General features: G+C 64.3%; 18 protein-coding genes and 2 pseudogenes. 8 read left to right on the top strand and 12 right to left on the bottom strand.

What is annotated here, in order from left to right; genetic code table 11:
• The first annotated feature begins 192 nt into the window (after positions 1–192).
• The 4 genes from NCR34_RS23065 (at position 193) to NCR34_RS23080 (ending at position 4,683) form a co-directional block, all read left to right on the top strand.
• Complete coding sequence (locus NCR34_RS23065; RefSeq protein ID WP_248324211.1) at positions 193–918, top strand: GntR family transcriptional regulator; 726 nt, start codon at positions 193–195, stop codon at positions 916–918.
• 68 nt (positions 919–986) lie between these two features.
• Positions 987–2,291, top strand: a complete 1,305-nt coding sequence (locus NCR34_RS23070; protein WP_250501116.1) for an MFS transporter — start codon at positions 987–989, stop codon at positions 2,289–2,291.
• Positions 2,292–2,339: 48 nt separating this feature from the next.
• Positions 2,340–3,227, top strand: coding sequence for an amidohydrolase family protein (locus tag NCR34_RS23075; protein ID WP_250501117.1), 888 nt, complete (start codon positions 2,340–2,342; stop codon positions 3,225–3,227).
• A gap of 70 nt (positions 3,228–3,297) precedes the next feature.
• Positions 3,298–4,683 carry a GntP family permease gene (locus NCR34_RS23080; RefSeq protein WP_250501118.1) on the top strand — a complete coding sequence of 462 codons (1,386 nt, stop codon included), beginning with the start codon at positions 3,298–3,300 and terminating at the stop codon, positions 4,681–4,683.
• Positions 4,684–4,786: 103 nt separating this feature from the next.
• Here NCR34_RS23080 and NCR34_RS23085 read toward each other — a convergent pair whose 3' ends face one another.
• The 9 genes and pseudogenes from NCR34_RS23085 to NCR34_RS23125 form a co-directional block, all read right to left on the bottom strand.
• Positions 4,787–5,140: a RidA family protein gene (locus tag NCR34_RS23085; protein ID WP_250501119.1), complete on the bottom strand. Its 354-nt coding sequence runs from the start codon at positions 5,138–5,140 to the stop codon at positions 4,787–4,789.
• Positions 5,141–5,208: 68 nt separating this feature from the next.
• Positions 5,209–6,375: an NAD(P)/FAD-dependent oxidoreductase gene (locus NCR34_RS23090; RefSeq protein ID WP_250501120.1), complete on the bottom strand. Its 1,167-nt coding sequence runs from the start codon at positions 6,373–6,375 to the stop codon at positions 5,209–5,211.
• On the bottom strand, positions 6,368–7,783 hold the full coding sequence (locus NCR34_RS23095) for an NAD(P)/FAD-dependent oxidoreductase (RefSeq protein WP_250501121.1): 1,416 nt from the start codon (positions 7,781–7,783) through the stop codon (positions 6,368–6,370). The genes NCR34_RS23090 and NCR34_RS23095 overlap by 8 nt, the downstream gene beginning before the upstream one ends.
• Positions 7,773–8,141, bottom strand: a complete 369-nt coding sequence (locus NCR34_RS23100; RefSeq protein WP_244851731.1) for a (2Fe-2S)-binding protein — start codon at positions 8,139–8,141, stop codon at positions 7,773–7,775. The genes NCR34_RS23095 and NCR34_RS23100 overlap by 11 nt, the downstream gene beginning before the upstream one ends.
• An 11-nt stretch (positions 8,142–8,152) precedes the next feature.
• A complete protein-coding gene (locus NCR34_RS23105) occupies positions 8,153–9,280 on the bottom strand; it encodes an NAD(P)/FAD-dependent oxidoreductase (RefSeq protein WP_250501206.1) in 1,128 nt (375 codons plus the stop codon).
• Positions 9,277–9,942: pseudogene (locus NCR34_RS23110) on the bottom strand (ABC transporter permease); the annotation flags it as partial. The gene NCR34_RS23105 and the pseudogene NCR34_RS23110, both read right to left, overlap by 4 nt.
• A pseudogene (locus NCR34_RS23115) lies at positions 9,941–10,684 on the bottom strand (ABC transporter permease); the annotation flags it as partial. The pseudogenes NCR34_RS23110 and NCR34_RS23115, both read right to left, overlap by 2 nt.
• Positions 10,671–11,750: an ABC transporter ATP-binding protein gene (locus NCR34_RS23120; RefSeq protein WP_250501122.1), complete on the bottom strand. Its 1,080-nt coding sequence runs from the start codon at positions 11,748–11,750 to the stop codon at positions 10,671–10,673. The pseudogene NCR34_RS23115 and the gene NCR34_RS23120, both read right to left, overlap by 14 nt.
• 28 nt (positions 11,751–11,778) lie before the next feature.
• On the bottom strand, positions 11,779–12,849 hold the full coding sequence (locus NCR34_RS23125) for an ABC transporter substrate-binding protein (RefSeq protein WP_250501123.1): 1,071 nt from the start codon (positions 12,847–12,849) through the stop codon (positions 11,779–11,781).
• A gap of 166 nt (positions 12,850–13,015) precedes the next feature.
• Between NCR34_RS23125 and NCR34_RS23130 the strand changes: the two genes are divergently transcribed.
• Positions 13,016–13,948, top strand: coding sequence for a LysR substrate-binding domain-containing protein (locus tag NCR34_RS23130; protein WP_250501124.1), 933 nt, complete (start codon positions 13,016–13,018; stop codon positions 13,946–13,948).
• Positions 13,949–14,586: 638 nt separating this feature from the next.
• Positions 14,587–16,494 (top strand): AAA family ATPase, encoded by a 1,908-nt coding sequence (locus tag NCR34_RS23135; RefSeq protein ID WP_250501125.1) that lies wholly within the window; start codon positions 14,587–14,589, stop codon positions 16,492–16,494.
• An 82-nt stretch (positions 16,495–16,576) separates the two neighbouring features.
• Here NCR34_RS23135 and NCR34_RS23140 read toward each other — a convergent pair whose 3' ends face one another.
• Both NCR34_RS23140 and NCR34_RS23145 read right to left on the bottom strand, forming a co-directional pair.
• The gene (locus NCR34_RS23140; RefSeq protein ID WP_250501126.1) at positions 16,577–16,978 is read right to left on the bottom strand and encodes a tautomerase family protein; all 402 of its coding nucleotides are present in this window, start codon (positions 16,976–16,978) and stop codon (positions 16,577–16,579) included.
• 121 nt (positions 16,979–17,099) lie between these two features.
• Complete coding sequence (locus NCR34_RS23145) at positions 17,100–17,999, bottom strand: LysR substrate-binding domain-containing protein (RefSeq protein ID WP_250501127.1); 900 nt, start codon at positions 17,997–17,999, stop codon at positions 17,100–17,102.
• A 122-nt stretch (positions 18,000–18,121) separates the two neighbouring features.
• On the opposite strand from NCR34_RS23145, the gene NCR34_RS23150 reads away from it, so the two are divergent.
• Together NCR34_RS23150 and NCR34_RS23155 are read left to right on the top strand one after the other, a co-directional pair.
• The gene (locus tag NCR34_RS23150) at positions 18,122–18,520 is read left to right on the top strand and encodes a tautomerase family protein (RefSeq protein WP_250501128.1); all 399 of its coding nucleotides are present in this window, start codon (positions 18,122–18,124) and stop codon (positions 18,518–18,520) included.
• A 192-nt stretch (positions 18,521–18,712) separates the two neighbouring features.
• On the top strand, positions 18,713–19,711 hold the full coding sequence (locus NCR34_RS23155) for a glycosyltransferase family 2 protein (protein ID WP_250501129.1): 999 nt from the start codon (positions 18,713–18,715) through the stop codon (positions 19,709–19,711).
• Between the two features lie 15 nt (positions 19,712–19,726).
• On the opposite strand, the gene NCR34_RS28080 is transcribed toward NCR34_RS23155, so the two are convergent.
• Positions 19,727–21,205: a methyl-accepting chemotaxis protein gene (locus tag NCR34_RS28080; RefSeq protein WP_350029447.1), complete on the bottom strand. Its 1,479-nt coding sequence runs from the start codon at positions 21,203–21,205 to the stop codon at positions 19,727–19,729.
• Positions 21,206–21,362 lie beyond the last annotated feature (157 nt).

Raw genomic sequence — 21,362 nt, forward strand, 5'->3', positions numbered from 1 at the left:
TCTGCGGCGCCGAACGCTGCTGAAGCCACTGCGACCGTCCGCGCGGCTCGGCCATCGATGAATGCCGCGCATGTGCGCGTCATCGAGCACAACGTCTCCTTCTTCGTCGATCCCACTCTATCAGACAGGGTTATCCCCCATCCGTCGAAAGTTGAAAACATGTAATCATATATATGAATTCGACGGAGAGACATCATGCAGTCCGATGACCGGTTGCCGCGTTACCAGCGCTTGCGCGACGAAATGGTTGCCCTGATCGCGGCGCGTCATTGGCGACCGGGCGAAGCGATTCCCACCGAGCAGGCGCTCTCTCAAAGCTACGGCGTTGCCGTCGGCACGGTGAGAAAGGCCGTCGATCTGCTCGTGGCCGAAGGTCTTCTCGAACGATTTCAAGGCAGAGGAACGTTCGTGCGCCGCGCGAACTTCGACGGCTCCCTGTTTCGCTTCTTTCGCTTTCAGACGCGACAAGGCGAACGCCGCATCCCGGAGAGCCGGATCTTGCGACGCGAGGTCGTCGATGCGCCGTCGGCAGTCGCCGCGACACTGCAAATAGCACGGACGGCCCGCGTGATTCAGATGTCCCGCGTGCGCCTGATCGACGGCGTGCCGATGCTCGCCGAAGAAATATGGCTGCCGTACGCGCGCTTTGCGGCGTTCGCGAAGATGGACTTGAACGAGATCGGCGATCTGCTTTACCCGGTGTACGAGACGCAGTGCAACCAGATCGTGGCGTCCGCCACTGAAACGCTGACCGTCGAAGCCATCGGCTCACGGCACGCGAGACTCCTGAACATCGAACCGGGCGCGCCGGCCGTCGTCATCGAACGTCTTGCATTCGGCTACGACCGGCAGCCGCTGGAATGGCGCCGCTCGCGTGGTCCCGCCAGCGAGTTCATCTATCAGGCGGAGATCCGCTAGTGATCGGGCGCTAACGGCAGCACGTTGTTCTGAATACAACCGGCGACGGAGACGGGAGAGGGGGCGGCATGTTCAACTGGTTCAAAGAAATTTCGGGCAATGAACGCAGGACGTTCTGGGCGTGTTTCGGCGGATGGGCGCTCGATTCGCTCGACGTGCAGATGTTCAGCCTCGTCATTCCGGCGATCATCACCGAGTGGTCGATCAGCCGCACGCAAGCGGGACTCGTGAGCGGCGTCACGCTCGTTGCGTCGGCGCTCGGCGGATGGATTGCCGGCATGCTGTCCGACCGGTTCGGACGCGTCAGAACACTGCAATGGACCGTCGCGTTCTTTTCCGTCTTCACCTTCCTGTGCGCGTTCGCGCAGAACTATCCGCAGTTTCTCGTGCTAAAGACGTTGCAGGGTTTCGGCTTCGGTGGCGAGTGGGCGGCAGGCGCCGTGCTCATGGCCGAGACCATCCGCAACGAGCATCGCGGCAAGGCGATGGGCAGCGTGCAGAGCGCATGGTCCGTCGGTTGGGGCGCAGCCGTGCTGCTGTATGCGCTGATGTTCTCGTTCGTGCCCGCGGCCACGGCATGGCGCGTGATGTTCGCCATCGGCATCGTTCCCGCGCTTCTGATCCTGTACGTCCGGCGCGGCGTGCACGAGCCGGGAACGTCGTCACAATCGTCCCAAGCGACGCGCGACGCGCGAGTGCGCCTCACCGAGACGCAACCCACACCGGTGGCCGGCATCTTTTCAGCGGGAATGCTTCGCATGACGTTGATCGGCGCGCTGCTGGGCGTCGGCGCGCACGGCGGCTATTACGCGCTGATGACGTGGCTGCCGACTTTCCTGAAGAGCGAGCGTCATCTGTCCGTGCTCGGTACGGGCGGCTATCTCGCCGTGGTCATCGTCGCGTTCTTTTGCGGATGTCTCGTCAGCGCGCAATTGCTGGATCGCATCGGTCGTCGCGGAACCATCCTCACATTCGCGATCTGCTGCGTGATAACGGTGGTCGCCTATTTGTTCCTTCCGCTCGGCAATACCGCGATGCTGTTCTTCGGCTTTCCGCTCGGCTTCTTCGCGGCGGGCATTCCCGCGAGCATGGGCGCGCTGTTCAACGAGCTCTATCCGCGCGGCGTGCGCGGCACGGGCGTGGGGTTCTGCTACAACTTCGGCCGCGTCGTGTCGGCGGGATTCCCCGTGCTCGTCGGGCATATGTCGGCGAATATGTCGCTCGGCACGGCGATCGGCATCGATGCGGGCCTCGCCTACGCCATCGTCGTGCTGTCCGTGCTGATGCTGCCGGAGACGCGCGGCCGCGTGCTGGGCGAAGTCGCGCCCACCGCGGAGGACTCGCGTCCGCTCGCTCACGCTCCGAGGCATTGACGCGCCCGCCCTTCACGCGGCGTCGAAACCATTGATGAGGAAAGACCCATGCTCCCTGAGTCGGAGACAGACGTGAGCCGTCGAAAGGATGCGCATCGTCGATCCGGGATCGCGCCAGTCGATACGCATGCTCATGTCTTCAGGCGCGGTCTTCCGCTCGCCGAGCATCGCCGCTATGCGCCCGATTACGACGCGCCGTTGCATGCCTACCTCGCGGAACTCGATGCGCACGGAATAGCGCGCGGCGTGCTCGTGCAGCCCAGCTTTCTCGGCACCGATTGCGGCTATCTGCTGGACGCACTGCGAAGCGCGCGCGACAGGCTGCGTGGCGTGGCTGTGATCGCGCGGGATTGCGAACCGCATGCGCTGGCCGATATGGCCGAAGCGGGCATCGTCGGCATCCGGTTGAATCTGATCGGCCACGCCGACAATCCGCTCGACCACTGGGTGAGCGCGCGCACGCTGGCTCATGTGCAGGAACTCGCATGGCATGTCGAAGTGCACGCGGAAGCAGCGAGGCTCGAAGGCATCGTCGCGCCGCTTCTCGAAGCGGGCGTCAACGTCGTCGTCGATCATTTCGGCAGGCCCGATCCCGCTCTCGGCGCGAGCGATGCAGGCTTTCGCCGTCTGCTCGAATTTGGTCGATCGGAGCGCGTATGGGTCAAGGTATCCGGGGCATACCGCAACTGGCCGGACCACGATGTCGTCGAGCGCGAGGCCCGCGAGGCATTCGATCTTTTGAGGGATGCGTTCGGGCTGCATCGCCTGATGTGGGGTAGCGACTGGCCGCATACGCAGTTCGAGAAGTCCGAGCAAATGTCGAGTGCGCTGGACCTATTGCACGCGCTGATCCCGGACCCGGAAGAACGCAACGTCGTGCTGACGCACACGCCCGCGAGCCTCTACATGTTCGATCACGAGGCCGCGAATCAGTAATCGCGCCTGACGTCCCCGATAAAGCCCCGCCGCGCATCTGGCAACACACTTCGAACCGAAGACAGATCAAATGACTCCTCTAGACATCGATTTATTGCTCACCGCGCTCTTCAGCGTGCTGGTGTTGGTCGCGCTCATCGTGTCGCGCATCAAGATGCATCCGCTTCTCGCGTTGCTCGTCGTATCCATTGGCGTGGGCTTCGCCACCGGCATGGAGCCGGGAAGCATCGTCAAGCATCTGACGAACGGCGCGGGAAAGACACTGGGCGCGGTGGGCGTGGTCATCGCGCTGGGCGCGATGCTCGGCAAGATCCTCGCCGATGCGGGTATCACTGAGCAGATCGCCGAAGCCATGCTAAGGCGCGCCTCTGACCGGATGATCCCGTGGGCCATGACGCTCGTGGCGTTCGTCGTGGGCATTCCGATGTTCTTCGAAGTGGGGCTGGTCGTTATGTTGCCCCTCATCTTCAGCGTCGCGCGCAAGCTGGAAAGCCACGCCCGCTTCAAGGGCTCGGCCTATGTGTACGTCGGTGTGCCGGTGATTTCGGCGCTGGCCGCCATGCACGGCATGGTCCCGCCTCATCCGGGGCCATTGACTGCGATCGCCACGCTGAAGACTTCGGTGGGCCCCACCATGTTGTATGGCTTTCTTGCGGCGATTCCCGCGATGGTTCTGGGAGGCCCGCTCTATGGCGCGTTCATTTCACCACGCATGAGCACGCGACCCGATCAGGGCTTGCTGGACCAGTTCACCGTCGTGGAGCAGGCACCCACGGACCGGCGGCCTGCCGTCGGTCTGGGCGTGTTGGCCGCGTTGTTGCCCGCCATCCTGATGCTCGTTCATGCGGTCGCGGAGATGGTGTTGCCGAAAAGCTCGCCGATGCTGCATGTCGCGAGCTTCCTCGGCAATCCGCTGATCGCGATGTTGCTGGGCGTACTGTTCGCCATCACGACCCTGGTCCTCGCGCGAGGAGGCGATGCCGAGAAGCTGCGCCACGCGCTCGGCACGAGTCTCAAGCCGATTGCATCGATCATCATGATCATCGCGGGAGGCGGCGCATTCCAGGAGATGCTGACGAGCGCAAAGGTGGGCGAGGCCATCGTCCATCTCACGCAGCACTTCGCTTTTCCCCCGCTGATTCTGGGTTGGCTGATTGCCATGGCGCTTTCCGTCTCGACCGGCTCGGCCACGGTCGGTATCGTCGGCGCAGCAGGTTTGCTGGCCCCGCTTGCCGGAGCCGATCCGAGCCTCAACTTGCCGTTGCTGGCTTTGTCGATCGGCTGCGGCTCGCTGTTCTTCAACTACGCGAACCACGCCGGCTTCTGGATGGTGAAGGAATCATTCGGCATGACGATGGGCGAAGCGACCAAGACGATCTCGGTGGTTCAATCCATCGTGGCGGTGGTCGGCCTGATCATGGCGCTTGTGTTCAATGCGGTTATCGGTGTTCACTGAGTTCGGCTCAGGTACACGTTTCGGGCGGCGGGCAGCGGACCTATGATAATGGCGGCAGGCTCTTCACCGCCACCGCTGCAATCGACTGGAAAAAGCGCGTTCTTCAGCTCGCCGCGACCACGGCGATCTCCACCAGCAACGCGGGCGACGCCAGTTGCGCCTGCACCGTCGCGCGCGCCGGCGCGCAGCCTTCGGGCACCCACGCGTCCCAGACTTCGTTCATGCCCGCGAAATCGCGCTCGATGTTCGCGACCCACACTTGCGCCGACACCAGACGCGTTCTGTCGATGCCCGCCTTGTCCAGATAGCCATCGATCTTTTCGAGGACGCTGGCGGTCTGCCGCTTGATGTCGGGCGTCTGATCGGCGGACGTCTGCCCGCCGATGAACACGAGCCCGCCCGCCTTGACGACGCGGCTCATGCGCTGATTGGTGTCGATACGAACGATATCGCTCATTGAATGGCTCCTTTGCATGCGAGGTCCGCGCATGCCGTGGGCACGCGCGGCGGTTTGAAAAGATGGAATCAGTGCGCGACGAGCGTCGCGGCGTTCTCGCTCGATGACGACGCAGCGCGCTTGTCGAACCGGTCGATGGCGAACGCATCGAGCGAAAGGGAAGGCGCGCCGTCGAGCATGAGTTCGGAGACGAGCTTGCCGCAGCCCGGCCCGAGTTGGAAGCCGCTGCCGCAATAGCCGAACGAGTAGTACAAATTCGACGCAGCGCGGCTCGCGGAGATGACCGGCAGTTCGTCTTCGGTGAAGGCTTCGACGCCCGCCCACGCCCGATTGACGCCGAGATGACGCAGATGCGGAAAGAGATCGGTGACGGTCTTCGCGCTCTTCACGAGGCGCATGAAGTCCACTTCGCCGTGGCGATTCGCCAGCTCGGCAATGCCGATCAGCTTGCCGCCGATCACCACCGTGCCGTTATCGAACTGCTTGAACGACAGCGGCCGGCCCGTCGCGCCGAGCGTTGCGCGGCAGAAGGGCGCGACGCGATGCGTGACCATGAGCATGAGCCCTTCGGGATGCACGGGCACGATCTCGCCGGCCTGCTTCGCGAGTTCGCCGGACCACGCGCCCGACGCGATCAGCATCTTCCCGGCGCTGAACGTGCCGCGCGGCGTCTGCGCGATCCATCGCGCGCCGCGTGGTTCGATGCGCGTGACCGGCGTGCCTTCCAGAAACCGCACGCCGAGCCGTTGCGCGGCGAGCCGGAATGCAGTCGTGGTGCGATACGGCAGCGCATAACCGTCGCGCTCGACCCAGATGCCGCCCGTCACGTGTTTCGCTAGCGCCGGTTCCAGTTCGAGCACGGTCTGCCGATCGATCACTTTCTCGTGCGTGAATCCATGCGATTCGAGCAGCGCCACGCGCTCGCGGCACGCGTCAAGTTCCGCTTCGGTTTCGGCGATCTTCAGTTGTCCTGATGGAACGAATCCGCCGTCTTCCCCGAGCAGTTCTTTCATGCCATGCCACATGTCACGCGACATCAGCGCGAGCGGAATCTCGGGTAGCGGACGTCCGAGCGTGCGCACGCCGCCCGCGTTGACGCCCGACGAGTGCCGCGCCACATAGTCGGCTTCGAGCACGACGACACGCGCGCCGCGCTTCGCGAGATGGAATGCGCTGCTGGTGCCGTGCAAGCCGCCGCCCACGACGATCACATCGGCTTCGCTGATCTCATTCACCGGCGAGTTCTCCGAGCGTGAGCGGCTTGATCGGCGGGCGAATGCGGTAGTAGCCGACCTCGGCCGGCGACACGCGCCGCGCATCGGCAATGACCTCCGTCACCGTCAGCCCGCACATGCGGCCCTGACACGGCCCCATGCCGCAGCGTCCGAACGACTTCGCCTGATTCGGCCCGACGCAGCCCAGCTCGACGAACTGGCGCAGCTCGCCCGCGGTGACTTCCTCGCATCGGCAGACGATCGTTTCGTTCTTCGGAATGCGGTTCGCATCGCGCGGACGATACAGCGAATCGAGGAACGGCCGAATGCGCATGGCGCCGGCCAGATCACGTCGGAGCGACGTCGCTTCGAGATCGCGCCTGGCCGAATCGATCGCCCCGAGTTGCGCCGCCACGGCGACGCCCGCGAGCGCGCCTTGCAGCGCCGCCGCCTGCGCCCCGCCGATGCCCGCGCCATCGCCCGCGACGAAGATGCCGGGCACGTCCAGCTCGCCCCATGCGTCGGTTTTCGGCGTGAAGCAGAGTTGCGCATGGTCCCAACGATGCGCCGCGCGCAAGGCCTGCGTGAACTGCGTGTTGGGCACGACGCCCTGATGCAGCAAGATCACGTCCGCTTCGATGCGATGCGCCGCGCCCTGCGTCGTGAAGCTGAGCGCGCTCGCATGCTCCGCGCCGTCCGTGCCGATGCGCGATTCCACGCGCAGGTCGTCGGCGGCCTCGAACATGGGCACGCCCGCTTCGCGCAGCGTGCGCATCAGGTGCAAGCCTTTGCTCAGATACGGCCACGCGCGCAACGCCGACAGCATGTGACGCTTCGCGCGCCAGCGGTCTTCGTGGCGCGTCGTATCGACGAGCGCGCGAATCGGCACGCCCGCGCGAACGTATTGCCAGCCGAGCAGATACAAAAGCGGTCCGCAGCCCGCGAGAACCGGCGGCGCGGCGGGCACTTCGCCGGCGCTCTTGAGGAGGATCTGCGCCGCGCCCGCCGTCAGCACGCCGGGCAGCGTCCAGCCGGGAATCGGGAAGGGCCGCTCCATCGCGCCGCTCGCGAGAATCACACGCTGTGCCTCGAAGCTGCCGATCTTGCCGTCCTTCAGATAGTTGATGCCGCGCTCGCGCGTGACCTGCCACACGGTCGCGCCAGTCAGATGCCGCGCGCCCGATGACGCGAACGCCTGCGCGATCGCGCCGCCAGCCGCGTAGTCGGGACCGAGAATCTCCTTGCGGCGCGCATCCGCACGGCCGACGCCGCGATAAATCTGCCCGCCGGCCGCATCCTGTTCGTCGATCAAAACGGTCTTGAGGCCCGCGCGCGCCGTTCGCGTCGCGGCGCTCATGCCCGCAGGACCCGCGCCGATCACGACGACATCCACGGCTTCGGCGTTCGATGAGACGAGGTTAGCGTCCATGCGCGTTCTCCAGCGATGCATCGGCAGTATCGGTATCGACGGATGGCGGCAGATCGCGCGCGCCTTCCTGCGAACGGATGCGCATGCCGGCCCGCACTTCGACCATGCAGCTCTGGCGGCTCGGCACGCCGTCGATCTCGACCAGACATTCGAAGCACGCGCCCATCATGCAGTACGGCGCGCGCGGGGCGCCGGAGACCGGCGTCGCGCGAAACCGCGACACGCCCGCCGCGAGCAGGGCCGCCGCGACCGAGCGCCCGCCCGGCACGCTCAAAGCCTGACCGTTGAAGAAGATGTCGATGTTCGCGCTATCCGCGCCCGGCAACGGCTTGAAAAGCGAAGGTGTCGATGAAGTCATGTCGTGCTGGCTCAATGTGCGGAGATCAGTTCTTTGGCGTGCTCGAAGCGGCGCGCGGAGAAGGCGGGAAGCTCGTCGGGAATCGGCGCGCCGAGAATCCACGGGGCGATGCGCAGGGCGTGCGCGGCGGCGAGCGTCACGCCGCTGTGGCAGGTCACGACGAACGCGCCGGGATGCGCCTCCGACTGGTCATAGACCGGGAAGCCGTCCGGGCTGTAGACGCGCAATGCGGCCCACATGCGAACGAGCCGCACGTGTTCGAGCAGCGGGAACGCGCGCACGGCGCGGCGGGCGATATCGGCGAGGACGTGTGTCGTCGTGAAGTCGTTGAAGCCGACTTCTTCCATCGAATCGCCGAATTGCAGGCTGCCTTCGTCGGTCTGGCGCACGTTGAGCGTCGGATAATGCAGGAACGGCGCGACGCGCTCGCTCACGAGCACTTGTCCGCGATTCGGCGCGACCGGCGCATTCAGCCCGACGAACGGCGCGAGCGTGCGATTGCCGAGGCCGGCCGCGAGCACCACGCGCCCGGCGCGATACGTGCCGCGCTTGCCGTGCACGACGAAGCCGTTTCTCTCCGGCACGATGCGCTCGGCGCGCTCGGCGGACACGAGGCGCACGCCGCGCGCCTGCATCGACGCGTGAAGGCCGCGCAGCAGCTTGAGCGGATTCACATGGCCGTCCATCGGCGTGTAGCTCGCGCCGATCACCTTCGGTCCGATCTGCGGAATGCGCTCGCGCACTTCGGCGGCCGTCAGCATCTGATACGGGTAGTCGCCCAGTTCGGCTTGCAACGTCGACAGACGCTTCTCGCGGTCCGCGAGCTCGGCGTCGTTGAAGCAGAAGTGGAAGCCGCCGGGCTGACGCAGCGCCACATCGACGCCCGATTCGCCATGCAGCGATTCCGCGAGCGCGGGCCAACGCGCCGCCGAACTGCGCGACCATCGCGCGTAGGGCGACAGGCCGTAGCCTTTGCCCTGAATCCACACGAGGCCGAAGTTGCCGCGCGAGGCGCGAAAGCCGCCGTCGTCTTCATCGAGCACGGTCACGCGCGCGCCTTCGCGAGCGAGGCCGTACGCGACGGCGGAACCCACCAGGCCGCCGCCGAGAACGATTACGTCGGGACTAACAGAAGTCATCGGGCTTCTCCGATCAGGATACGGTCCAGTCCGACCATGCGGTCGAGCAGGATCATCAGGAGCACCGTGCCGACGATCAGCACCGCGGACACGCTCGCGACCAGCGGATCGATCGTCTGCGCGATCTGGTTGTACATCGCGACGGGCAGCGTCGTGGTGCCGGGCGTGGCGACGAAGATGGTCATCGTCAGCTCGTCGAAGCTCTGGATGAACGAGAGCACCCAGCCGCCCGCGACGCCCGTGCGGATCATCGGCAGCACGACGCGGCGAAACGCGGTGAAGCGGCTCGCGCCACACGAAAGCGCCGCGCGTTCGGCATCGCGGTCGAGCCCCACCGCCGACGACAGCGCGAGCCGCAGCGCATACGGCAGCACGATCACCACATGCGCGCACACCAGCGACCAGAACGATCCCGACAGATTGAGCATCGACAGGAAGCGCAGGAACGCGATGCCGAGCACGACGGCGGGAATCATCATCGGCGAGAGAAAGAAGCTGGTGAGCGCGGCGCGGCCGGGAAAACGGTAACGCGCAATGGCCAGCGCCGCGGGCACCGCGAGCAGCACGCCGATGGTCGCCGCCGCGAACGCGAGCTTGATCGACAGCCAGAACGCGGACACGATGTCGCCGTTTTCGATGATCGCGTGGAACCAGCGGAACGTCGTAGGCGGCGGTCGCGACCACCTTGAGCCGCCGTCCGCCAATGAGCGCGGGCGTGGCGAACGCGGACGCCGACAGCGCGAAGACGATGATCGAACCCGACAGCACGCCCGGCATGATCTGCGGCAACACCACGCGCCGGAACACCTTGAGCGGGGATCCGCCGAGCGAGCGGCCCGCCCATTCCACCTGCGGGTCGAGCTTCTGCATGTTGGCCCAGACGGACATCACCATGAACGGCACCAGCACGTGCGTGAGCGCGATGATCATGCCGGTCATCGTGAAGACGAGGCGGATGGGTTCACTAGTAACGTGCAGCGCTTGCAGCACGTTGTTGAGCACGCCGTTGTTGCCGAGCAGGATCTGCCAGCCGAGCGTGCGCACGACCACCGAAATGAGCAGCGGCCCGAGCACGATCAAAAGACACAGCGATTGCCACGGCTTTCTCATGCGCGCGAGGATGATCGTCTCCGGCACGCCGAGCACGATGGAGAGCAGCGTGACGCCGAATGCGAGGCCCGCCGTGCGCAGAAAGATCGTGCCGTAATACGGGTCGCTCACGACTTCCCAGTAGTTCGCAAGCGTGTACGCGGACGTGACGCCCGCCGTATCGCTGAAGACGCGGAACGAGAGCATGAGCGTGAGGACCAGCGGCACCAGCAGCAAGCCGGTGAAGAGCAGCAGCGCGGGCCCGGAGAGCAGCCACGGCGCCGCGCCGGGGCGGGCGTCGTCAAGCGTGGCCATGCTGCGTCTCCCTGCTTTCCTGCGTGAGCACGCGCAGATCGTCGTCGGTCCAGGCGAGGCCCACTTCATCGCCTTCCTCGGGCGGCGGCGCGCCATGATTCGGCTGCGCGACGCGCAGCTTGCCGAGCGCGGTGTCGACTTCGAGCAGCCACTGATTGCCGACGAACACGCGCGTCGCGATGTGGCCTTTGATGCGCGCATCGCCGTTCGCGAGATGCACTTTCTCCGGGCGGATATAGACGTTCACCGCGCCATCCACCTGACGGCCTTCGTGCGGCACATGCAGTTGCGTGCCGGCGACGTCGACCACCGCGCAGCGCGGATTGCGCAGCAGCACTTCGCCCGCGAACGCGTTCGTGCGGCCGAGGAACGTCGACGCGAACGCCGTGGCGGGACGTTCGTAAGCGTCGTACGGCGTCGAGAGTTGCGCGATGGTGCCGCGATGCATCACCGCGATGCGGTCGCTCATGGTCATCGCTTCGACCTGATCGTGCGTGACGAGAATCGTCGTGATGCCGAGGCGCTTCTGAATGGCGCGCAATTCGATGTGCATTTCCTCGCGCAGCTTGGCGTCGAGATTGGACATCGGTTCGTCGAGCAGCAGCAGTTCGGGCTGCATCGCGATGGCGCGCGCAATCGCCACGCGCTGCCGCTGGCCGCCCGACAACTCCTTCGGATACCGATGCCCGAGGCCCTTGAGCCGCACGAGCGCGAGCGCCTCTTCGATGCGTTCCTCGCGCTCCCGGCGCCTGACCTTGCGCATCTCCAGCCCGAAGCCGACGTTGCCCGCCACCGTCATGTGCGGAAACAGCGCGTAGCTCTGAAACACCACGCCGATGCCGCGCTTCTCCGGGCGTTCATTCGTGATGTCGCGGCCGTCGAGCTCGATGCGGCCGGTCGTCGGCGTGACGAAGCCCGCGACCATCTGCAAGGTCGTGGTCTTGCCGCATCCGGACGGACCGAGCAGGGACAGAAACTCGCCGCGTTCAACCGAGAGATCGAGCCGTTCGATTGCCGTGAAATCGCCGTAGCGTTTGGAGATGCCCTGAAGCGTCAGAAATGCCATGCGCGTGACTCCTTCGGCAGATGCTCGTTTAGCGCTCGACCGTGCGATTCCAGCGTTCCGTCCATTCGGTGCGATGCTGGTTGATGGTCGCCCAGTCCACTGCGGTCAGCTTCGCCACCTGATCGGGCCCATAAGGCACGCGCGCCGCGACCTCGGGCGCGAGCTTCACCGTCTTGTTGACCGGACCGAGGCCGATGTTCTGCGCTTGCAGCATTTGCACTTCCGGCGTCAGCAGGTACTGCACGAACTCCTGCGAGAGCTTCGGCTGCGCGTTCTCCGCGACGACGCACGCCGCCACCTGCAACGCCACCGCGCCTTCCTTCGGGTAGATGAACTTGAGCGGGAAGCCCGTGTTCTGCAATGCGACGGCGCGGCCGCTGCCGTAGGGCGCGAGAATCACGTCGCCAGATTGCATCTGGCCGTCCATCTCGCCGGGCGTCGGCGCCCAGGAGAGCACGTTGGGCGCGACTTGCTTGGTCATCGCGGTGAAGCCGGGGTCGATGTTCTTCTCGCCGCCGCCCGACAGCCGCGCGAGCATGACGAGCGTGTGCAGGCCGTAGGTATTGGTGATCGGCGGCACGCCGAGCTTGCCCTTGATGCGCGAATCTTCGAGCACCTTCCACGAGTCGGGCGGCGGCAGGCCGGCCTTCTTGAACGCTTCCTCGTTATAGCCGATGCCCGTCGCCACCATGCCGACGCCGATCGCGCTCGGGCCGATCTTCGCGAGCGGATAGACGTCGTTCATGACGGGGGCGTCGTCGAGCTTCGCGCACAGGTTCATCTGCATCGCCTGATACATCGGGCCGTCGTCCATCACCGCGACATTGATCTGCTGATGCCCTCGTTGCGCCTGCAACTTCGCGAGCGTGTCGCTCGAATTGCCCGCCACGTAGACCACCTTTACGTTATGCGACTTCTCGAAGGCCGGGATGATCTTCTGCCGATAGAGCTGCTCGTTCGAGCCGCCTACGTTCGCGACATACAGCGTGGTTTCGGCCTGCGCGAGCATCGGCGTGGCGCAGGCTGCGGCGATCACCAGAGCGGTGATCGCGGGGCGAGCGGAAAGGGCGAACAGACGGCGATGCAACGCTCTTTTCATGACGTGATCTCCATGGCGGGGGGCGTGGGACGCGGGGTGTGGTCCCGTCGATGAATCGAGTGTCGCGCCGACAATTCATATCGTCCAATACAGATAAAATACTGACCCATGCACAGTTGATATACATTGGCTCGTCATCGTGGTCAGCACTTAGGGGAAAGCACGCATGAACCTGAAGCACATCGAGGCGTTTCGCGCGGTCATGGTGTCGGGATCGATGACGGCCGCAGCCAAGGCGCTCTTTACGTCGCAGCCGAACGTGAGTCGCCTGATCTCGCAACTCGAACGCGACACGGGCCTGCAGCTTTTCCAGCGCAGCGGCGTGCGGCTTATTCCGACGAGCGAGGGCACGGCGTTCTTTCGCGAGGTCGAGCGCGCGTTCGTCGGCTTGCAGGGACTCGCCAACGCGGCGGCCCAGATTCGCAATCTGGGCAGCGGACGTTTGCGCATCGCGGCGATGCCATCGGCTGGCATGACGCTCGTGCCGCACGCGATCAAGCGCTTCGTCGCGCTCTTTCCGGACGTGACGGTCTCGCTGCATGTGAACACGTCGGGCACGGTCAATCACTGGACGGCATCGCAGTTCTGCGATCTCGGCGTCGCGGTCTATGTGAGCGAGGCGTCGGATTGCGAGGTCGAGCAGCTATCGAACGTGCCTGCGGTTTGCGTAATGCCGGCGAATCACCGGCTCGCGGCCAAGCGCAGCATCCGCCCGAAGGATCTCGAAGGTGAATCGTTCATCTCGCTGTGTCACGGCGACGGTACGCGCGCCGCCATGGACGACGTGTTTCAGCGCGCGGGCGTCCAGCGCGTGCTCGCCATCGAGGCGCAATACACGGCGATGTGCTGCGAGATGGTCCGTCACGGCATGGGCGTGACGCTTGCGCATCCGATCGTCGCTCGCGACTTCGCGGGGCCGGAGATCGTCATTCGGCCGTTCCTGCCGCACACGCGCTTTCCGACGTATCTGCTGTTTCCGCCGCATCGTCCGCGCGAGCGGCTCGCGTCGGCTTTCGTCGAGGTGCTGCGCGGACTGCATGATGAATTGCTCGATGAGGTCGTCGAGACGGAGAGGAGGCGAGGGCGGGTGCGGGGTTAGCCGGAGTATCGAAACGGGAAGCGCGAGGGGTTTCTCTGCCCGAAGGCGCTGCGCGCTTCGTCTGGTCATTCAGTCCGGTCTTGTCCGCTGCTGTTCATAAGGAAGCCGAAGCAATTCGATAGGCCGAGATCCCGAGTCGAAGTTCGACTCTGCATGGAGGGCTAGTACGGCTGGTGGTCGCTCATTCACGTTCAAATCGAGACCGGCAGAAGGCGGGTACGCGAGAGACCCCATGACCACTCGGCCGCCTACGTGCCGCACAACGACCACCATGTGCTCGTCGCACGACGTGCAGAAGCACGCATAAACCGCCCGCAAACTACCAAAGGTCCGTTTCAGCATTAATTACCGCACGAGAGCGTTTGCGCGCGCTGTGATACCCTGCACTCCGTGCGACGGCGCGTTATCCGCATGAAACAGCGCGAACAAATTACCGGTCTCGGCTTTTGACATCAAGAAGGCCCGCGGCCCGCCGTAAAAACAGCTAGTGCCACGCGCACATTTCTTCTGCGGTCGAAGGTCAATCGTCACGCCGTGTCCGGCGGACATCCCGCCACCGAAGCCTCACCTTTAAAGACCGGGCGCTTACGCCCACACAAAGAACGGTCGCCATCGCGACGCGTTTCAGGATTTGCCAGATGAAACCGGTAAGGAATCTCTTTCGCACGCGCTTTGGCCGCTTGGTCGCGTACGGCGTCGCGGTCGCCGCGCTGATCGCCACTGCGGGCGCCATCGCGTGGCGTCATCATGCCGATGCCGCGCACCACGAGCCGCTCGCGCTCGCCGGCGTGGCGAGCGCGATGCGCGCCGACGCGAAGCCGTGGACGCATCGCGAGAAAGACGTCTCTCAACTCATGGCCGATATCCGCGCCCGCGACGTGGCCGCCATCGGCGTGAGCCGCGATGCGATTCTCGTATCGACGCAGCGCGGCGAGAAGTACTACGTCGCCGACCATAACGGCGCCTTTTCGAATGCGCTCTTGATCGGCGATATGAAATCCGGCGAAGCCGCGTCGTATCAACTGGTCTGGCTGCCCGACGCGAACGTGCAAACGGGCATGGCGCGATGGGACGACGACTTCAATCGCCTGCGCGATCTCCTGAGCATCCTGTTGCCCGTCGCGATGGTCGCCGGCTTGTTGTGGTTCATGCGCCGCGAGATGCGCGGCGGCGCGCAATTGCTGGCGAAATCGCCGGCCATGCGCTTCGACGACGTGATCGGCGCGGGCGAAGCGAAAGCCGCGCTCGCGGACGTGCGCGCGTGGCTGACCGAGCCCGCGCAATTCACCGGCATGGGCGTGCGCGCGCCGTGCGGCATCCTCATGACGGGCGGGCCGGGCGTCGGCAAGACGCGTCTCGCGCAGGCGCTCGCGGGCGAATGCGGCGCGAACTTCATTGCGATCACGGGCAGCTATTTCAGCGCGAAGTACTACGGCGTCGGCATTCAGAAGGTGAAGCACCTGTTCGAACTCGCGCGCAAGAACGCGCCGACGGTCATCTTCATCGACGAAGCGGACGGCCTCGGCAAGCGCACGGATACGGGCGGCGGTCCTGTGGAAGCGGAGAGCAACCGCATCATCAACCAGCTGCTTGCAGAGATGGATGGCTTCGCGTCGAACGAAGGCGTGATCATCGTTGCGGCGACGAATCACCCCGATAATCTCGACGAGGCGCTGCGCCGCCCGGGCCGTTTCGACCGGACCATCCAGGTGCGTTTGCCTGATATCGAGGACCGCGAGAAGATCCTGCGTTTCTACGCAGCCAACCTGAAGACGAAGGCGGGCGACATCGACTTCACGCAGCTTGCGCGACTGACCACGGGCTTGTCGCCGGCCACGCTCGCGATGATCGTGAATCAGGCGGGTCTCGTCGCGCGCAAAGCCGGCGATACGGAAGTCGCGTCCGATCATTTCGTCGAAGCGATCAAGATCGCGCGCATCGGCGACATCAACGGCGCGGAGCGCGCGCTGTCCGACGACGAACGCACGCGCATTGCCATTCACGAAGCCGGGCATGGGCTGGTTGCGGCGCTGCTGAACACGGGCGTGCTCGAAGAAGTCACCATTCTGCCGCGCGGCGGCGCGCTCGGCGTCGCGCTGATCACGAAGGCGCAGGACAAGCATCTGTATCGCGAGACCGAGATGCGTAACGAAATTCAGGTGCTGCTCGGCGGACGCAACGCGGAACTGTTGATGTTCAACGAGGCATCGAGCGGCGCGGCGCAGGACTTGCAGGAAGCATCGCGCATCGGGCTGGATATGGTCTCGAAGTTCGGCTTCAATAACGACGGCAATCTGTTCAGCCTCGCCGCCTTGCCGCAACAAGTGGCGGGCCTTCAGTTGAAGACGGCGATCGGGCACGCGAACGAGCTTCTCTCCGACCTGAACGATGCCTGCTTTGCGTTGCTCAAGGCGAATGAGCCGGTGCTTCGCGCGATTGCGGATCAACTGCTCGAATCGGAGACGGTGCCTGGCGAGACGGTGTATCGGCTGATTCGCGAACATGCGGCGGCGGTCGAAGCGGTTGACGAGGTGCTCGCGGCTTAACCCGTTGCTCGCGGTGCATCATCACGTTAAGCGGTGATGCACCTTGCTCTCTGCCCCAATGGCACGCCGCGCTCGCGGCTCGTCATGATTCGCGCGAGGCGCGCGCATCGGCGCGATAGGCTTGCGTGAGTCCGTCGTAGCCCCAGCTGTCTTTCGGCACTTCGTGAATCACGACATAGCTCACTTCCGACAGCGTGTTGCCGATCACCGATTTGAGCAGTGCGTTGGCTTCACGGATGAAGCGGGCCTTCTCTTCCGCAGTATTGGTTCCGGCACTGACGATGGCATCGACCTGCGCGGCGCATGCGACCGGCTCGCCACCGACGGTCCAACTCTTGGCTGCTACCTGTTCGACAAGGACGCCCACTAGAGGCCCGACCTTGCGAAGGACATCGACCATCAACGCAGTGATGCCTTCCTGAATCGCTTTCACCTGATGTTGCGCGAGCGGTTCACCGATCGCTTTGACGCTGATGAAGGGCATGGCCATTTCTCCTTGTTCGATGCACACGCGAGCGCGTTGCGTATGCAAACGATAGGGCTGCGCGCCGCTTCGAGCAATTTGAAAGTTTGGAACTCATCCATTCATCGAATCGAACCGTCGCTCAGCGCACCGCCACGGCGGCAAGCTCGTCGCGGATCGTTTCGGTCACGATATCGGTCAGCTTGGTGACAGCGGCCGTGGGTTCGGCTTCAGCGCGATGCAGCGCAAGCGGCGCGAGCGGCAGCGCGGGCAAGCCGGTTGTCACCGGGTCCAGCGCAATGAGCGATGGCGGCATCTTGAGGGCGGTGCGAACGGTGATGCCGAGGCCGCCCTCGACCGCAGCCCAAAGCCCCGAAAGACTGAGACTGGTGAACACGAGCCTCCACGACAGGCCGGCTGCATCCATTGCATCGACGGCGGCCGAGCGGAACGTGCAGGGCGGCTCGAACGCCACGAAGGGCAGCGGCTGCCCGCCAAGACTTTCCACGCCACCCCAATCAGGCCGCCCGACCCACTGGATGGGCACGGCCGCCACGCGTTCGCCATGCGGCGACGCGTTGCCGTCTCCCCAGACGAGCGCGACATCGAGCGCGCCGGAGAGCGTCTTCTCGATGAGCGACGCGCTTCTATCCACCTGGACCTCGACGCGAACCTTCGGATGCGCTCTCGCGAACCGGCTGAGGACGGCCGGCAGCCAGCTTTCCGCAAAGTCCTGCGGCAAGCCGAGACGCGCCCAGCCTTCGAGGTCCGATCCCCTCACGGTTTCCACTGCTTCGTCGTTGAGTTCGAGCAAGCGCTTCGCGTAGCTCAGCAGACCTTCACCCGCTGTCGTGAGCGCGAGCCCGCGCCCGGACTTCTGCACGAGAGGCCGGCCGATCTGGTCCTCCAGCCTCCGCAACTGCGTGCTGATTGCAGATTGAGAGCGGCCGAGGCGCTCTGCCGCGCGCGCGAAGCTGCCGAGTTCGAACCCGGTGACGAAGGTTCTCAGCACATCCATGTCGAGATTGGTTCGCGTAGGCATCGTTCGATTTCTCTGATGCGACAGTTCGCAAGTTTCAAATTTACGGAATGATGATCCGGCCGTATTGTTTGCACGTCAAGTAGCAGAGACGCCCACAGTCTCGTAACCGGAGTGAACAAGCCATGCCGCTCATCCGCATTTCTCTGATCAAAGGCAAGTCCACCGCGCATATCCGAGCCATTAGCGACGGCGTGCATCAGGCGCTAGTCGAGGCCTATGGCGCGCCGGCCGACGATCGATTCCACCTCGTTCATCAGCACGAGCGCGAGGAGTTCATCTACGACAGCGACTATCTCGGGATTCATCGCACCGACGACCTCGTCGTGATCAACATCACGGCCGGCAATTGGCGCGACACGGCGCAGAAGAAGGCGCTGTTCAAGGCCGTCGCGAACAATCTCGCGGCGAACCCGGGCTTGCGTCCGGAGGACGTGCTGATCGTGTTGCAGCCGAATGCGCGCGACGAATGGTCTTTCGGTAATGGTTCGACATCCTATGTAAAGGATGAAGCCGGCGGATGATGCGGGCGAGCGGTCTGCGGGCCGCTTACAGTGTTGCGCCGCAACAGCCGAATCGAACGTTCCGTCGGTTCGACGCGCTCTTTCGCAGTGCATATCTTCACGCATTGCACTTGATTCGCGCATTGACTATGCTACGGTGCATTCGGTAGGCACCACTGCCTGTCGACACTGTGGCAGTCTGGGAGGACCCGCATGTCAGTATCGGTCGTAATTCCCGCCTACAATGCGCAGGACTTCATACGAGTCGGAATCGCATCGCTGCAAAAGCAGACGCTCGCGCCACTCGAAATCATCGTCGTCAACGACGCCTCGACGGACGATACAGCCAAAGTCGTGGAAGCTGCATCGAAAGAAGACAGCCGCATTAAGCTGATCAATCTCGCCGAGAACGTGGGGCCCGGCGGCGCGCGCAATGCGGGCATCGAGAAAGCGCGTGGTCAGTGGATCGCGCTTCTCGACGCCGACGACCGCTTCGCTCCTGAACGGTTAGAGCGGCTCGTGCGCCTCGGAAACGATACCGGGGCCGATATCGTGACGGACAACCTGCTGATCTACGATGCAGTCGCACAGGAAGTCGTCCGGCCCGGATTCCGCCGAAGAGGAAGCGAGCCGCATTTCCAGGTCACGCTGGATAGCTTCCTGTACAACGCGGCAGGGGAATCGACCGAATGCGACTTCGGCCTTCTCATGCCGCTATTTCGCCGCGACGCGCTGGTGAACCGGGGGCTGCGCTATCCCGTGAGCTTGCGTCATGGCGAGGACTTCCACTTGATGCTCGACGCGCTGCTAGCCGGCTGTGTCTGGGTATGCACCAACGATGCCTACTATCTCTACACGGAGAGAATGGGCTCGATCAGCAAGACCGCATCCGGCATGAGCCGTACAAGGGTGAACTACAGCGCGATGAAGACGGCCACCGATCAGCTGTTGTCGCGGCCCGCAATCGGTGGCAATCCACGTTTGCGGGCGCTCGTCGCTCGCCGCTCGAAAAGTCTCAGGTGGCTCAATGCGAAGACGAAGCTCGTCTCGATGCGCAAGTCGGAAGGCACCGCGAGCGTACTCAAAACATGCGCGAGCGACCCGTGGATTGCATGGAATGTCGGCCGCTTTCTGCTTCGCCGCGTATCGCGAAAGCTGAACTCGCTCGGCCACGCCACCTTCAGTTCCACAGGCTCGCGGCCGCTGCGTTAGTTCGCGGAGTCATGATCAGACCGACGCCGTTCTGAACACGGCCATCGTCGACTTCAACTGCTCGGCCTGATCCTGCAGCGACCCGGCCGCCGCAGCCGCCTGTTCCACCAGCGCTGCGTTTTGCTGCGTGACTTCGTCCATCTGGCTAATGGCCTGATTCACCTGTTCGATGCCGCGACTCTGCTCGTTCGATGCAGACGCGATCTCGTCCATGATGTCGGTCACCTTCTGGATAGCCGCGCTTATCTTCGTCATTGTGTCGCCGGCTCGGCCGACGAGTTGAGTGCCCGCGTGAACGCGCGTGCTGGACGCCTCGATCAGTTCGCGAATCTCCTTTGAGGCCGTCGAAGACCGTTGCGCGAGACTGCGCACTTCGCCCGCCACCACCGCGAAGCCGCGGCCTTGCTCGCCCGCGCGCGCCGCTTCGACGGCCGCATTCAGCGCGAGGATGTTGGTCTGGAACGCGATGCCTTCGATCATGTCGATGATCTCGCCGATCTTGTGCGAGCTATGTTCGATTTCGGCCATCGTGCCGACCACTTCGCCGACGATCGTCGTGCCTTCCTTCGCGACGTCCCGCGCCGTGCCGGCGAGGCCGCTCGCCTGCCGCGCGTTCTCCGAGTTGTGCTTCACGGCCGCGGTCAGTTCTTCCATGCTCGCCGCCGTTTCCTCCAGCGACGCCGCCTGCTGCTCCGTGCGCGACGACAGATCCGTGTTGCCGACCGCGATCTCGCGGCTCGCGCTTGCAATCGCGTTGGCCGACGTCTTCACGCTCTCGATCGCAGTAAGCAATTGGGCACGCATGCGGGCCATCGAATACATGAGGCTGGAATGATCGTCCGCCTGAGTCGCGACATCCACGGTGAGATTGTTGTCCGCGATCTGGTTAGCGACTTCCGCCGCGTACGACGGCTCGCCGCCCATCGACCGCAGAATGCCGCGATTGAGCCGCGACACGACCACGCACAGCACCAGCGCGATCACCGCGAGCACGCCGAGGCTCCAGCCGAGCGACGCGTAGAAGGCGGCGTTGATGTCGTCGATATACACGCCCGTCACGATGAGCCAGTCCCACGGCTGATACATCGAGACATACGACATCTTCGGCAGGATCTGGTTGCTGCCGGGTTTGGCGAACGAATAGTAGGTGTAGCCTGCGCCCTCGCGCTTGCCCACGTCGATGATCTCGCGGTACAGATAGACGCCGTTCGGGTCCTTGAAGTCCATCATGACCTTGCCGACGAACTCGGGTTTCATCGGATGCACCAGCACCTTCGCCTGCGAGTCGAATACGCTGAAGTAGCCGTTGTCGCCGAAGCGAATGTCGCGGATCGCGCTCAACGCGCCCTGTTTGGCCTGATCCTGCGTGATCGCGCCGCTCGCCGCTTGCTGCGCGAACTCCTTGATGATGCTGTTCGCGACTTCCGTCGCGTGCTTGATGTCGAGCTTGGTTTGCTCCGTGCGTACGGCGCGCATGCGGAATGCGTCGGCCACGGAGATTCCTGCCAGGCACGCAAGGCTCAGGAGCAGGGGCAGCCAGAGTTTTCTAGAAAAAGTCATGCGAGTCGTCGTTTCGTTGATGTTCGCTCACGGCCCAGCGCGGGACGAGCGGCCTCTGGGCTGTAATAACGGAAACGATTGCGCCGACTTG

The sequence above is a fragment of the Caballeronia sp. GAWG1-5s-s genome (assembly GCF_023631445.1).
GTDB lineage: Bacteria > Pseudomonadota > Gammaproteobacteria > Burkholderiales > Burkholderiaceae > Caballeronia.